The sequence below is a fragment of the Sulfuriferula sp. GW1 genome, from assembly GCF_047300855.1.
In the GTDB taxonomy this organism is placed as follows: domain Bacteria; phylum Pseudomonadota; class Gammaproteobacteria; order Burkholderiales; family Sulfuriferulaceae; genus Sulfuriferula.
Genome location: NZ_CP170197.1, coordinates 319798 through 333381, shown reverse-complemented (window position 1 = coordinate 333381; position 13584 = coordinate 319798). Strand labels below are relative to the sequence as shown.

General features: G+C 58.8%; 14 protein-coding genes. 1 reads left to right on the top strand and 13 read right to left on the bottom strand.

Annotation, left to right across the window (positions count from 1 at the left end; translation table 11 throughout):
- Positions 1-37: 37 nt before the first annotated feature.
- Complete coding sequence (locus tag ACFDAU_RS01615; RefSeq protein ID WP_413438334.1) at positions 38-451, top strand: hypothetical protein; 414 nt, start codon at positions 38-40, stop codon at positions 449-451.
- Positions 452-454: 3 nt separating this feature from the next.
- Here ACFDAU_RS01615 and ACFDAU_RS01610 read toward each other — a convergent pair whose 3' ends face one another.
- The 13 genes from ACFDAU_RS01610 to ACFDAU_RS01550 all read right to left on the bottom strand — a co-directional run bounded on the left by ACFDAU_RS01610 (position 455) and on the right by ACFDAU_RS01550 (position 13570).
- Entirely contained in the window at positions 455-2005 is a 1551-nt protein-coding gene (locus ACFDAU_RS01610; protein WP_413438333.1) for a type I restriction-modification system subunit M, read from the bottom strand.
- A gap of 6 nt (positions 2006-2011) precedes the next feature.
- On the bottom strand, positions 2012-2815 hold the full coding sequence (locus ACFDAU_RS01605; protein ID WP_413438332.1) for a hypothetical protein: 804 nt from the start codon (positions 2813-2815) through the stop codon (positions 2012-2014).
- Between the two features lie 20 nt (positions 2816-2835).
- Positions 2836-3765 carry a restriction endonuclease gene (locus ACFDAU_RS01600; RefSeq protein ID WP_413438331.1) on the bottom strand — a complete coding sequence of 310 codons (930 nt, stop codon included), beginning with the start codon at positions 3763-3765 and terminating at the stop codon, positions 2836-2838.
- A complete protein-coding gene (locus ACFDAU_RS01595; RefSeq protein ID WP_413438330.1) occupies positions 3758-5458 on the bottom strand; it encodes a restriction endonuclease subunit S in 1701 nt (566 codons plus the stop codon). Before ACFDAU_RS01595 ends, ACFDAU_RS01600 begins: the two co-directional genes overlap by 8 nt.
- The gene (locus ACFDAU_RS01590) at positions 5455-5733 is read right to left on the bottom strand and encodes a type II toxin-antitoxin system YafQ family toxin (RefSeq protein WP_413438329.1); all 279 of its coding nucleotides are present in this window, start codon (positions 5731-5733) and stop codon (positions 5455-5457) included. The genes ACFDAU_RS01595 and ACFDAU_RS01590 overlap by 4 nt, the downstream gene beginning before the upstream one ends.
- Positions 5730-6002, bottom strand: coding sequence for a hypothetical protein (locus tag ACFDAU_RS01585; protein ID WP_413438328.1), 273 nt, complete (start codon positions 6000-6002; stop codon positions 5730-5732). Before ACFDAU_RS01585 ends, ACFDAU_RS01590 begins: the two co-directional genes overlap by 4 nt.
- Positions 6003-6133: 131 nt before the next feature.
- Positions 6134-9625: a type I restriction-modification enzyme R subunit C-terminal domain-containing protein gene (locus ACFDAU_RS01580; protein WP_413438327.1), complete on the bottom strand. Its 3492-nt coding sequence runs from the start codon at positions 9623-9625 to the stop codon at positions 6134-6136.
- A gap of 16 nt (positions 9626-9641) precedes the next feature.
- Positions 9642-10574, bottom strand: coding sequence for a lipoyl synthase (gene lipA / locus ACFDAU_RS01575; RefSeq protein WP_413438326.1), 933 nt, complete (start codon positions 10572-10574; stop codon positions 9642-9644).
- Positions 10575-10625: 51 nt separating this feature from the next.
- Entirely contained in the window at positions 10626-11171 is a 546-nt protein-coding gene (locus ACFDAU_RS01570) for a cytochrome b/b6 domain-containing protein (RefSeq protein WP_413438325.1), read from the bottom strand.
- Positions 11172-11198: 27 nt separating this feature from the next.
- Positions 11199-11468 carry a PepSY domain-containing protein gene (locus ACFDAU_RS01565; protein WP_413438324.1) on the bottom strand — a complete coding sequence of 90 codons (270 nt, stop codon included), beginning with the start codon at positions 11466-11468 and terminating at the stop codon, positions 11199-11201.
- Between the two features lie 77 nt (positions 11469-11545).
- Positions 11546-12154 (bottom strand): lipoyl(octanoyl) transferase LipB, encoded by a 609-nt coding sequence (gene lipB / locus ACFDAU_RS01560; protein WP_413438323.1) that lies wholly within the window; start codon positions 12152-12154, stop codon positions 11546-11548.
- A 3-nt stretch (positions 12155-12157) separates the two neighbouring features.
- Complete coding sequence (locus tag ACFDAU_RS01555; protein ID WP_413438322.1) at positions 12158-12421, bottom strand: YbeD family protein; 264 nt, start codon at positions 12419-12421, stop codon at positions 12158-12160.
- A gap of 12 nt (positions 12422-12433) precedes the next feature.
- Complete coding sequence (locus tag ACFDAU_RS01550; RefSeq protein WP_413438321.1) at positions 12434-13570, bottom strand: D-alanyl-D-alanine carboxypeptidase family protein; 1137 nt, start codon at positions 13568-13570, stop codon at positions 12434-12436.
- Positions 13571-13584: the final 14 nt, after the last annotated feature.

Here is a 13584-nt window from a genome sequence, read left to right as displayed (position 1 = left end):
ACCATATGCTGTATGCATACTGCATACACACCTTCTGATGCCACATAGAAGTCAATATTCTCATTTCGAGAGGGAGAGATACAGAGCGGTCTTATTCGTATCTGCCGGTCTTGAAGCGATTGCGCGCATACAGGCCAGCGCGGGCGACAAGCAAGCCCGCAGCATTGCAGAAGCATTAAGCCCGACCCTGCGCGCGGATACACCAGCAAGCATCGATTTGCCGGTAATCAAGGGGCGCAAGGGCGAAGCAGCGGTTGTGGTGCCTTCCATCAGCGGCTCGCGCGCGCAACTGGCCCAGATCAGCCCGGAACAGGCCGGGCAGGGCGAAGCAAAAAGAGTGTCCGGCAAACGCGTGACGAAGAAACAGGTAGCCACCAAAAAAGCCAAACCCGTGAGTAATGCACAGCGGATTGACGATGCGCTTGCTGCGCTGGAGAATTTGAGGACTTGATGATCAGGGGTGTTCGCCTGTCCCGCTGGCACTGAGATCAGTAGCGATCTCCCGAAACTGTTCCAGCGCCGCCTCCAAATCCTCCACAATCTCCGCCGCAATCACTTCCGGCGCGGGCAAGTTGTCGGAGTCGGACAGTGATTCATCCCTGAGCCAGAAAATGTCCAGGCTGGCCTTGTCGCGGTTGATCAGTTCTTCGTAGTCGTAGGCACGCCAGCGGCCGTCGGGGTTGTCTGCCGACCACGTTGCTTTCCGGTCATGCCGGTTTTCCGGGTGGTAGCACTGCACAAACTCGTCGAGGTCCGCCCGCTTCAAGGTGCTGGTCTTGAGCGTGAAGTGCATGTTGGTGCGCAGGTCGTAGATCCACAGCTTGCGGGTCCACGGGGTCTCACTGGCGGGCTTCTTGTCGAAGAACAGCACGTTCGCCTTTACGCCCTGGGCGTAGAACAGGCCGGTGGGCAGGCGCAGCAGGGTGTGGACGTCGCAGTCGTGCAGCAGTTTGCGGCGGATGGTCTCGCCTGCCCCGCCTTCGAACAGCACGTTGTCCGGCAGCACCAGGGCGGCGCGGCCGTTCTGCTTCAACAGCGTCTTCACGTGCTGGACGAAGTTGAGCTGCTTGTTCGAGGTGGTGGCCCAGAAGTCGTCGCGCTCAACGGTGTCGCACTCCTTGCTGACCTTGCCCTCCTCGCCCACGATGGTCGTGCTGCTCTTCTTGCCGAAGGGCGGATTGGTCAGCACCACGTCGAAGCGCTCGCCGGGGTCGGCGGCCAGCGAATCGCCCACTGCAATCGGTAACGTAGAAGCGGCGTCTCGCCGCTTTTCATCGTCGTCCAAGCGGCGGGACGCCGCTTCTACACTCCCGATGCCGTGCAGCAGCATGTTCATCGCGCACAGCCGGGCAGTGGCCTGCACCAGTTCCCAGCCCTTGAAGCTTTCGCCGCGCAGTTTCTTCTTCTCCGCCGAGGTCATGTTGGGGTAGTGCTTAACCACATAGTCGTGCGCCGCCAGCAGAAAGCCGCCGGTGCCGCAGGCCGGATCGGAGATGGTCTCGCCGGGCCCGGGCGCCATGGCATCGACAATCGCCTGGATCAGCGGGCGCGGCGTGAAGTACTGGCCCGCGCCGGACTTGGTGTCCTGTGCGTTCTTCTCCAGCAGGCCCTCGTAGGCGTCGCCCTTCACGTCGGCGCTCATCGACACCCAGGTTTCCTTGTCGATCAGGTCCACGATCAGCCGCCGCAGCTTGGCCGGGTCCTGGAACTTGTTCTGCGACTTGGTGAAGATCAGGCCGAGCAAGCCTTTCTGCTTGCCCAGCTCCTCCAGCGTGTGGCGGTAGTGGTCGAACAGTTCGTCGCCGTCCTTCTTCAGCAGGCTGGGCCAATCATAGCCGGCAGGCACCGGGCTCTTCTGGTTATAAGGTGCCCGGCTCCGCTCGTCGGCCATCTTCAGGAACAGCAGATAGGTGAGCTGCTCGACGTAGTCGCCGTAGCTCATGCCGTCGTCGCGCAGGACGTTGCAGTAGTTCCAGAGTTTTTGGACGATGGTTGCGGTGTTCATATGTCTTTATTTTTCATGCTTATTACGAATCTGATCCGCCTCTATGTGATTTTGGCTGATTGCCTCGCGTTCAAAATTCTCAAACTTCAGGCGGTTGAATCCGTCGGGGTTTTGTTCACAGTGATAGAAATAGTGTTTCATCCTGAGGTCTTTTTCCGTTCTCTCTTTCTCCCGTTGCGTAGGCTTCAGCCAACCCATCGTCTTGGCAAGTTTGTAGAGACCCACTGTGATGCTGATACCTGCCAGAACATATCCAACCCAGGCTACACCCACGCTCACAATCTCAATAAGCAGAGGAACACCGGCCAGCAGAAAAACTATCATGCGGATGCTTCTTCCCATCGTACGAGTATCGCGCAAGGCATTTTGACGAACCGCCTCTTGCAAGCGAAATGGCACACCCTCATAAACACGCGCCAAATAATCTGCATTCATCTGTTCAGATGGCAGTTCATCGTCTTTAAGCAAACCCCACCGCTGAGTCATTTCACCCGTATGCAAATCGACGTAGCCCATAAGATTGGATTGATCAGATTCAGTCGAGATATGAATGAGGTCATCCTTAGCATCGAAGGAAGACACCATCACTGGAACGCGGAAACGCGACAGCCAGCTTTGTAGCTCGTTCTCCATTGCATTTTTCACGATGGCACGATCGAAATCGTGGTCGAGAAAAGTAAGTTGAACAATGGCAAACGGGAAACGTGCATCAGCAGGCCGGTAGCTTACGTAGTAGTTTCCACGGTGTTCCTTGATCTCGTCACGAAACACCCTTTGATCATCGGCAATACTGTTCAAGGATTCATTCACTGCCTTCAGCACCTGAGCGCCTACAGCGACGAAGGCGGCACATATGGAACCCCCTCATCACAAGCCTTCCTGACCACTTTCTTAAGCAAATCTGCAAAAGAGATCGCTCCGCTAAGAACACTCATCAAATGCGTTCCATCCAGCATCACCACGCGCAACTCACCGAGTTTCGCTAGAGCATCTGCTGCCCCGGCCGTATAGCCCTGCACCGAGATGAACACACCTCTTACGTCCACGTGTACACCCTGGCACTTGCCATGAAAATCTCTCAACTCTTTGGGCTCGGAAGGCACTTTCTTCCAGCGCGCCTCAACCATGTACGTATGCGGCCCGTATTCAAAGGAAATATCGATTTGTTCACCCACCCGCTCAATCGAGTGTCTCGGCGAAAGTCCTTCAGCCTTTAATAACTCGACGATTAACAGTTCAAAATCGCGCCCGCGCTTATGCGGGTCGCTAGCACCGTGCATTTCTAGAAATTGATTCTGCAGGCGTGCCACGTCCGCCGGTTTTCTTTCGGGACGAACCCCCTTGCTAGCCGACTCCTGCTCTTTCCTCATTTGCCATTCACGTCGCGCCTGCTCTTCTTCTTTCTTTTGTTGCCTGTCTCGCTCGAACTGCTCCCTCAAAAGTGCAAGGGTTTGATTGGCTTTGGGTGATGCATCTGGAAATACGCCTTTGACCAAAGCGTCAAAAATCGATGTCAGCAGATGAATTCCCGCATCACCTTTTGCCTCTATTAACTGCAGCATTTCTTGAACAACAAATCTCTTCGGAGCTCGCTCATACGTTCCCTTGCGCGCTTCGGCAAGTGCGCGAGCTCTTGTAAGAAACGCAGCTTCAACGCCGCACCGTCGCACGAACGTGTCAAAGTCCCTATGTGAGTAGAACACCTCTGCCAGTGCATCCTCCATCAATTTGAGTGCAGTTGGGTTGAATCGATTAGCCATGGGTGCGCATTTCCATTGCAGATACAGCGGAAGTTTCTTGATGAGGCTTGCCAGAGAATGCACGGCTAAGGATTGACTGGCGGAGGCGCTCGGCGCGCTGGAGGTTGGCATTGACCTGGGCTTCTGCTTCGTCAGTGGTAGAAAGTCGGCGTTCTACTTCAGCGACGATCTGGTGCTGTTCAACTAACGAAGGAATAGCGACAGTGGCATATCGCGCGTCCTCTAAGTTCAATGTTTTCCGAGCAACCTCATGGGACTTCGCTGTCATCTCAGCGATTTTCTTTGGGTTCCGAAACCAGATTTCGACCCAGTGCGGATCAATAGACTCGGCTATCGGCAAAACACCAACAGCGCGGGCAACATTGGCACCAGCAAGACTGGACGGAACAACGGCTGTACGGCCGATCGCACCCACAAGAGTTATCAGAACTTCTCCACCAGCCAGCTTGGTCCGTGGATAAGCCTCAGCAATTGCTGGGGCGATTACTTTCAGGCCAGGGCTCTCGATACGGCCATCGTTGATGTCGCCGACCCGCACGAAGAGCACCCCTTCGTTTAAGTCATCACCCGGCTGCAAGACGCCATATGCGCAAGGCCGGTTAGCGGGGTTCAACTGCTCGACTGTCGCCCACACCCACCCTTCCGGCAATTCGGGCAGGTCGGTGGTGTCGGGCGCGGCGGGTTCTTTGTATTTGCCCTTGCCTTGCCACTGGCTGCGGCGGGTCACGAGGATGCGTTGCAGGAGTTGGGCACCGGTTTCGTAGGTGGCAGCGGCATCTTGCCGCTGATTCAAGCGGCGGGACGCCGCTTCTACGCGTTCGGCTTCGGTTTCGACGAGGCGGCCTTCGACGGCGGCTTTGAGGACGGCGGCTTTGTAGCGCTTGAGGTTGGCCTTGACGCGCTTGAGGTTGGCGACGGCTTCGTCGAGGCGGGAGAATTGTTTTTCGATTTCCACGACGATGCGTTTTTGTTGGTCGAGGGGTGCAACGGGAATCTCAAAGCGAAGCAGTCGCGACGTTTCCAGGCTATTAACAGTCGTCCCCTGTTTTGAACAGGTATTCAAAATTGTCTGGTTAAACGCACGCAAAGCCCAAGCCACATACTCGGCCAAGATGCCCTCATTAGGTATCAGCGCCTTGAGATCTTGGTTGACAGTGACGGGTACAGTCGTAACAGCTACCGGTAACGTATGCCGCAAGATTCCGCTTCGGGTGACCAACAAGATTGAGCCAGCCGGTATCAGATTCGCAGCGGACGCGGAGACTGCCTGCTCGGTGATGTGGTCTTCGCTGTCGTGAATGCGCTCGGTCTTCATGTCCTTCGGCGAAACCCAGGGGATAGAGCCAGTTTCCCAGTAAGCTGGTATCGCCTTGGATGGCGTTCCTCCGCCAACCCATGAGCCCAGTTCCTTGAGCGGCAGCATTCTCCAAGCAGCCGCAGCTTCCTCATGGTGGGTTACGGCCTCCGGCCTAACCCACCCTACGGGGTCGGAGCTTACCCGGTATTCCCCTCGCATCTCTTCAACCTTCAACGTCTCGCCCTCGGTTTGTTCAGCGGGGTGCAAGAGATCGTCCGGCGCAACCTTGTTCGTGGCTTCGTGCTCGCGTTCCCAGACGAGTTTGGTCAGGGCAATATCGTCAAGCTGGTCCAGCTTGGCTTCGCGGGAGACGGCAGCGGGCTTGCGCGTGCTCACCCGTACACCTCGTCATGGCTGCCGATGTCGAGCAGCAGAATTTCGTGCTCGGTGATTTGCAGCGTCAGGGTGATGCGGTAACTGTAGGTGAGGCTGACGGCCTGCATGCCCTGGAGTTTGCCGGTCAGGGGATGCAGACGCAGGCCGGGCTCAAAAGGGTCGGTGCGTAGTTGCTCCATCGTTTCTACAAAGCGAGGTCGTAGATCGGGGTGCTTGGCCAGGAACTTGCGCACACGACGGTCGAAGAAGGCCGTGGTGGCCAGGGTCCAGCTCATGCGGCCGGTTCGCTGTCCAGGTGCTGCATCAGGGCTTCGACGCTGTCGTGCCGGGTGACGCGGCCAGCCTTGGCATCCTCCAGCGAGGCCTTGATGCGGGCCAGGGCGGCTTCTTCCTGGGACTCGATCAGTTCGCTGTAGCGCTCTTCGGTCAGCACGACATATTGGGGGCGATTGTTCTTGATGATGTGCACCGGGCCTTGCGCCAGGGCTTCATCCACGGCGGCGATGCCGCGACGCTTGATTTCCTGTGCTGGGACGATGTTCATGTTTAACTCCAATACTCAAAACAGTACTCATTAAAGCACTATATCCGGTATCCGTAAAGCCAAAGATTATCCCGAGGGACTCGCTGCAGAACTTGTAAGCGGTGCTTACAGGTTGGCAGGCTCACGTTGCGCTATGCCGCCAGGCTTTCGTTCAATTGTTCAATAAGCGTATTCAGTTCATCGCCAAAGAGCTGATGCACCTTGCCCAGCCCGCCCTCCTGGGCGAAAGGTGCGTATTCGAAATCATCCGGCTCGATGCCAAGGTTGGCAGCGATGTGGTCGCGGATCATTTCCAGCCATTTCATCTGTTCAGTAGTAAAGCCCGTAGAAGCGGCATCTTGCCGCTTTGTTTCAGCCAAGCGGCGGGACGCCGCTTCCACCCATGCTTTGAAGTTGGCATTGACCCGCTCGGGGAAGGGAACGAGTTCGTTGTCCTGGTGGATGGCGAAGCGCACCAGCGAGACCAGGTCGGTGAGGATGCGTTTGCCGCTGGCGCCTTTGGCCTTGCTCGCTTCCAGCGCGGCGTAGGCCTGCCAGAGCTGGGATTCGTTCCACAGGTAGGGCGGCTTTTCGATGGCGTCGGCGAGTTCCTTCACCGCCTCGAAGGTGAGGCGCTGTTTGTAGGGCTTGGCGTAGAGGATTTGCAAGGCGGTGATTTCGTCCTTGTGGTCGGCGATGAATTGCTCGAAGGATTGCACGAGGCCACGGGCGCGGTCGAGGGCAGCCTGGCTGAAGCCGGCTTCGATGACCTGGTCCTGGCTGACGTGGTCGATGGTGAGTTCGTTTTTGGCTTTGATGTCGAGGATGAGCTGGCGCAGGGTGGGGTCACATAGGGGTTTGGCGGCGAGTGTCCGCGCCTGCTGCATCGCCGTGGAAGCGGCGTCTCGCCGCTTGACCGCCGCGCTCAATTCGTATTCGGAATGCCGCTGTATATATTGCTCAATGCGAAACAGTTCTTCGGACGTGCGTACGATACGGTCGTAGGATTCTTTTTGCCAGATTGAGATCGCGCCTTCCGGCAAGCGGCCGGACGCCGCTGCTAACTGCAATATCTGTTTGGCCGTGTAGCTTTTCCAGCTATGCAGGATTTCGGAGAGTTCGTGCCCCGGCAGTGGCGTGACGATCACGTGGACATGGTTGGCGGCCACCACATATTTTCCGAGCCGGTAGCGCTCTCCGTCGAAATGCCACAATGCCGTCTCCATCAGCTCGCGCGCTTGAGGGTTTGCCAGAGCGCAGCTTCCCACACCGGCGTCCAGCCAGGACTCGATGCGGGCGGAAAAGCGCTCTGTATAGTCGGTTTCCTGTGCGGCTGACCAGGGGCGTGGGTTGCGCGTCAGCCAGTCGGCACGCGCTTCCCGCCAGGCGATGAGACGTTGTCTGGGTAGCGAATCCGCCAGACGGAAGGTGACGAAATAGCTGGCCTCATCCTGCCGCCAGTGCGGAAGGTTGGCGCGCTGCATCTCGATAGGAGCGTTGGGGTCGAGGAAGCCGTATCCCGCGTAATCGTCAGCGGTTTCCATTGGTAAGTATGGCAAGCGGCGGGACGCCGCTTCTACGGGATCGGGCGAAAGTGCAGCTACCAACTGGTGGGCCAGATCTTTGAGGCCGAGGCCGCCGCTTGCTACTCGAATCTTCGCGTCGTCTTCGGCGCTGATGCGGTGTTCCATTCTTGCCAAACGGCCGGCGATGCTGGTGATGACGTCGTCTTCGGTGTTGCCGAAGGCGACGGCTTGCAGCAGGCGCTCGAAGCTGACGCTGGGCTTTTTCTCCATGGGGCGGGCGTCGGTCTTGTCCTGCTCGCATACGCCGACGGCGTCGACGATGACAAAGTGGTCCTTGGCCGTGGCGTCTGGCGTGACGGCCCTGAGGTCATCGGGATTGATGACGCGCACGCCGCGGCCTTTCATCTGCTCGAAGAAGCCGCGCGATTTGACGGCACGCATGAAGAAGACGATTTCCACCGGCTTGATGTCGGTGCCGGTGGCGATCATGTCGACGGTGACGGCGATGCGTGGGTGGTAGCTGTTGCGGAAGGCGGAGATGAGTTCCTTGGGCGTGGCGCCGGTGGTGCGGTAGGTGATCTTCTGGGCGAACTCGTTGCCCTTGCCGAATTCCTCGCGCAGGATTTCGACGATGTTTTCGGCGTGGTTGTCGTCCTTGGCGAAGATCAGGGTCTTGGGCACTTCGGTGCGGCCGGGGAAGATTTCGCTGAACAGTTTGTCGCGGAAGGTGCGCACGATGGTGCGGATCTGGTCCGGGGTGACGACGTCGCGGTCGAGCTGGTTAGGGTCGTAGGCAAAGTCGTCGTCGAGTTCTTCCCAGCGGGTTTTGCGGGTGTCGCGTTCCTGCTTTTCCACGTAGTAGCCAGCTTCGACCCTGGAGCCGGCCTCGGTGATGGCGGTCTTGATGCGGTAGACGTCGTAGTTGACGTTGACGCCGTCGGCCACGGCCATTTCGTGGTTGTATTCCATCACCAGGTTCTGGTGGAAGAAGCCGAAGGTCTGCTTGCCCGGCGTGGCGGTGAGGCCGATGAGGTAGGCGTCGAAGTATTCCAGCACCTGCGCCCACAGGTTGTAGATGGAGCGGTGGGCCTCGTCGGTGACGATGATGTCGAAGGTTTCGATGGGGATGGCCGGGTTGTATTCGATGGGCGGCACTTTTTTGTAGATGCCGTCGAAGCCGGTGGCCATCATGTCCTCGTCCTCATCCGCCAGCTCGCGCCCCTTGAGCATGAAGTACAGACGCTGAATGGTGCAGATGCAGACGCGGGCGGTGGTGTCGATCTGGTTGCCCTGCAGGCGCTGGACGATGTATTCCTCGCTGAACTTGAAGTTGTTGTAGGGCGAGACGTATTGCTGGAATTCCTTGAGGGTCTGGTCGGCGAGGTTGCCGCGATCGACCAGGAACAGGATGCGCCGCGCCCCTGCGAACTTGATCAGGCGGTAGATGAAGGAAATCGAGGTGAAGGTCTTGCCCGAGCCGGTGGCCATCTGGATCAGGGCGCGCGGGCGGTTTTCCTTCAGGGAGTTTTCCAGGTTGCGGATCGCCGTGATCTGCGCGGGCCAGAGGCCTTCTTCCTTGAGCGGCGGCATGGCTTGCAGGCGGGCGAGAAAGGTTGAGGCAAGATCGCCAGCGCTGCCCTCCCCCGGCTGCGCGGCGGGCGCATAGTTCAACCAGTCGGCCAGCAGTTTGGGCTGATGGAAGGCGAACACCGGACGCGAGCGCGGCGTGGGATCGAGGCCGTTGGTGAAGCGGGTTTCGATTCCGGTGGACTGGTAGGAAAACGGCAGCGGGTTACGCCAGCGCGGCAGACCGGCGGGCAGGCCCTTGGTGTATTTGTCGGACTGGGTTTCGACGCCGGTGAGGGTGACGCCTTCCTTCTTGGCCTCGATGACGCCTGCCGCCTTGCCGTCCACATACAACAGATAGTCGGCAAAGCCGTAACCGGGCAGCGGGAATTCGCGGATGGCAACGCCACGCGCGGCATGGATGCTGGCCGCAGCGGCATCGCAGACAAGCCAGCCTGCCGCATGCAGCAACTGGTCGATTTTTTCCCTGGCTTGTTGTTCGGGCTGCGGCATTGGTAGGGCGGGTATTGTTATTCCGCAATCATCGCACAATCGGCAAGCGCCGGCATTATGTTGTCACCCCCTGCGCCTGCTGATCCGCATGATAGCTGCTGCGCACCATCGGCCCGCAGGCCGCGTGCTTGAAGCCCATTTCGGCGGCGGCGGCCTCGAACACGGCAAACTGCTCCGGGGTGACGTAGCGGGTGAGCGGGATGTGGTGGCTGGAGGGTTGCAGGTACTGGCCGATGGTGAGCATGTCGACGTCGTGGGCGCGCAGGTCGCGCATGACTTCGAGCACTTCGGCGTCGGTTTCGCCGAGGCCGACCATGATGCCGGATTTGGTGGGGATGTCGGGGTGCTGCGCCTTGAAGTCCTTGAGCAGTTGCAGGGAATGGGCGTAATCGGAACCGGGGCGGGCGGCCTTGTACAGGCGCGGCACGGTTTCCAGGTTGTGGTTCATCACGTCGGGCGGGGCGCTGCCTAAAATATTCAGCGCAATATTCAGCCGCCCGCGAAAATCCGGGGTGAGGATTTCGATGCGGGTGTTCGGCGCGGCCATGCGTACGGCGCGGATGCACTCGGCAAAATGCCCGGCGCCACCGTCGCGTAAATCATCGCGGTCGACGCTGGTGATGACGACGTACTTGAGCTTCATCGCGGCGATGGTGTGGGCGAGGTGCGCGGGTTCGTCGACATCGGGCGCCAGCGGTTTGCCGTGGCCGACGTCGCAGAATGGGCAGCGCCGCGTGCACAGGTCGCCCAGGATCATGAAGGTGGCGGTGCCGTGGCGGAAGCATTCGCCGATGTTGGGGCAGGAGGCTTCCTCGCACACGGTGTGCAGCTTTTGTTCGCGCAAGATGGCTTTGAGCTCGGCCACCTCAGGAGAGTTGGGCGATTTGGCGCGAATCCAGGACGGCATTTTGAGGCGTTCCTGCGGCACGATCTTGATCGGGATGCGCGCGGTTTTGGCTTCGCCTTTGTGGAGTTTGATGTCGGCCATGGAGTGTCCCGGTAGGTCAGGGCGCTATTGTACCCGACTCCTCCCGGCACCTCAGCTTGCGCGTTTGTAGCCGTCGATCATGGCTTTGGCCAGATTCTGGCGCTGCCGAAGGCTGGCATGCAGCACGCCGAGAAGATGCAGGGCTATCAGCACCAGCATGATTTGCGTTGTCAGCTCATGCAGGCCGGACATGGCATCGTCGCCCCAATAGCGGTCCGTGGTGAGCAAATGACCGCTGAGGACTATGGCCGCGAGATTCAGCAGCATCAATACGACCATCGACGCGCCCAGCGGGTTGTAAACCGGGGAATAGGTTTCTTCGCGGCGCCATAACCGCGCAAGGTAACTCGGCAGATGCAGCATGCTGGCACCGATGGTGGTAAAGCGTGCGTAGTAGCTGCCAATCATGCCCCAGACCAGCCGCAAGCCCAGCAATATCCCCAGCGCATATCCCAGCCATTGGTGCGCCACGCGATAGTGATCTGCCAATACATAGGCCAGCACGAACGCCAGCACGGTGAGCCAATGAAACAGACGCACCGGCAAATCGATCGCCTTGATCCGCTGCGCGGGTGCGTTGTTACCGCTGGCGTGCATGAAGGTCACCGTTGCAAAAGCGCTGCCTTATTCGCGTTCTTCCTTGATGATTTTGCCGTCTACAGGATTGAAGTAGATCTCGACCTTCTTGCCCTGCTTGTCCTTGCCGTAAATCTCGTAGCAGTTGCCGGACGTGATTTTGAATTTCTTGATGGTGTATGTTTTGGCGAGCTCTGCCTGAAACGCACTGGCATTCTGCCATTTTTCCCTGGGTTCGGTGGTGCATTTCGGTCCGGCTACTGCCTGGCCCGCGAGTGCCATGGCCAGCACGGCGAACGAGTATTGAGCGATGCGCATGATTGAATCCTTGTGTGGTTGACCTTGAACGGAAATAATAATAACAAGAACTATTATCATCTACAACACAAAAAAAATCATCCTATCCGGGAATTTATGACGCCGCTGAGCGCGAGTTCAATCTCGGCGGGTGTCGAGGCGATGCCTTCGTCGCGGGTCTGCGTTACCGCCATGCCCGGGTAGCCGCACGGGTTGATATGGCTGAACGGGCTTAAATCCATGTCCACATTCAGTGCCACGCCGTGGTAACTGCAGCCATGCTTGATGCGCAGCCCGAGCGCGGCGATTTTGGCGCCATTTACATAGACGCCGGGGGCATTGGCTTGACGCCCGGCGCTGACGCCGTGCTCCGCCAGCAGGTCGATCACCGCCTGCTCCATGCGGCTGACCAGCTCGCGTACCCCCAACCCGCGCCGCTTCAAATCCACCAGCAAATAGGCCACCACCTGGCCGGGGCCGTGGTAGGTAATCTGGCCGCCGCGGTCGATCTTGACCAGGGGAATGCCGGTAGCCTGCAGCAGATGTTCCGGTTTGCCGGCCTGCCCGAGGGTATATACCGGCGGATGTTGCAGCAGCCAGATTTCATCCGTCGTCGCGGCATCGCGCCGGGCGGTAAAATCCTGCATGGCCTGCCAGGTGGGCAGGTAGTCCACCTGGCCGAGATGACGAATCAGCACGTCGGCCAAGGCTTACAGCACCATCTTGACCATGGCATGGCTGGTCAGCGCCCGATACAGGTTATCCAGTTGTTCACGCGAGGTGGCGCGCACGGTGCAGGTCACGCTAAGGTAATTACCGGCGCTGCTGGGGCGCATTTCCATCGTGGCGGCATCGAAATCCGGTGCGTGCTGCAGCACCACTTCGAGGATGGTCTGGGCAAACTCGGGGTGTGCCGCACCCATGATCTTGATGGGGAAATCGCTGGGATACTCAATCAGGGATTCTTCACTCATCCGGCCTCCTCCTTACTTGAAGAGCAGGCGCAGGCTGTCCCAGGCACGCCCGAACATGTTGGCAACGCCAACGCTTTCCAGCGCCAGCAATGGATATTGGGCCAGCGGTTTGTTATTCAGCGTCAGGGTGACGGTGCCCACCTGTTGCCCCGCCACCAGCGGCGCCAGCAATGGCTGACGCGTGGTCATGGTGGCCTTGATGTCTTTGGCCTGACCGCGCGGCAGGCTCAGGTAAATATCGCGGGTGAAGCCGGTTTTGATGGTATTGGATGTGCCTTTCCAGACTTTCAGATTGGCCACGGTCTGGTTTTTGGCGTACAGCCTCACACTGTCGAAAAACTGGAAGCCGTAATTGAGCAGGCGCTGGCTTTCCATTGCACGGGCTGAATCAGAGTCAGCACCAAGCACGACCGACAGCAGGCGGCGCGGGCCGCGATGCGACGAGGCTATCAGGCAATATCCGGCATTCTGGGTGTGGCCGGTTTTCATGCCATCCACGGTCGGGTCGGTCCACAGCAGGCGGTTGCGATTGGCCTGGGTGATGCCGTTGTAGGTGTATTCCTTGATCGAGTAGAGCGGATAGTAGTCGGGAAAATCGCGCACGATGGCGGCTGCCAAACGCGCCAGATCGCGTGCCGTGGTGTAGAGCTGCGGATCCGGCAGGCCGGTGGCATTGACGAAGTGCGTATTGCTCATGCCCAGACGCTGGGCCTCTTTGTTCATCATTGAGACAAATCCGCTCTCGCTGCCGCCGACAGCCTCGGCCAGTGCAATCGTGGCATCGTTACCGGATTGCACGATCATGCCGCGCAGCAGGTCGGCCACGATGACCGGCTTGTTGGGCTCGATGAACATGCGCGAGCCTTCCGCCTGCCAGGCTTTTTCCGATACCGGCACGGTATCGGTCAGCTTGATGCGGCCCTGACGCAGAGCCGAGAAGGTCAGGTAGGCGCTCATCAGCTTGGTCAGCGATGCCGGTTCGATGCGCCGGTCGGCATTGTGTTCAACCAGCGACTGTCCGCTTTGCATATCCAGCAACAACCAGGCTTTGGCCGCCAGTTGGGGCGGCGGCGCCATGGGCAGGTCGGCCGGTGCGGCCAGTGCGGTGAAGGAAACAGCCAGCAGGAAGAGGGTAAAAAGTTTTTTCATCAGGTAATCAGAGA

Coding starts and splice junctions, on each gene's coding strand:
- ACFDAU_RS01615 (WP_413438334.1), top strand. CDS start 38: ATGCCACATAGAAGTCAATATTCTCATTTCGAGAGGGAGAGATACAGA.
- ACFDAU_RS01610 (WP_413438333.1), bottom strand. CDS start 2,005: ATGAACACCGCAACCATCGTCCAAAAACTCTGGAACTACTGCAACGTC.
- ACFDAU_RS01600 (WP_413438331.1), bottom strand. CDS start 3,765: ATGGCTAATCGATTCAACCCAACTGCACTCAAATTGATGGAGGATGCA.
- ACFDAU_RS01590 (WP_413438329.1), bottom strand. CDS start 5,733: ATGAGCTGGACCCTGGCCACCACGGCCTTCTTCGACCGTCGTGTGCGC.
- ACFDAU_RS01585 (WP_413438328.1), bottom strand. CDS start 6,002: ATGAACATCGTCCCAGCACAGGAAATCAAGCGTCGCGGCATCGCCGCC.
- lipA (WP_413438326.1), bottom strand. CDS start 10,574: ATGGCCGACATCAAACTCCACAAAGGCGAAGCCAAAACCGCGCGCATC.
- ACFDAU_RS01570 (WP_413438325.1), bottom strand. CDS start 11,171: ATGCACGCCAGCGGTAACAACGCACCCGCGCAGCGGATCAAGGCGATC.
- ACFDAU_RS01565 (WP_413438324.1), bottom strand. CDS start 11,468: ATGCGCATCGCTCAATACTCGTTCGCCGTGCTGGCCATGGCACTCGCG.
- ACFDAU_RS01555 (WP_413438322.1), bottom strand. CDS start 12,421: ATGAGTGAAGAATCCCTGATTGAGTATCCCAGCGATTTCCCCATCAAG.
- ACFDAU_RS01550 (WP_413438321.1), bottom strand. CDS start 13,570: ATGAAAAAACTTTTTACCCTCTTCCTGCTGGCTGTTTCCTTCACCGCA.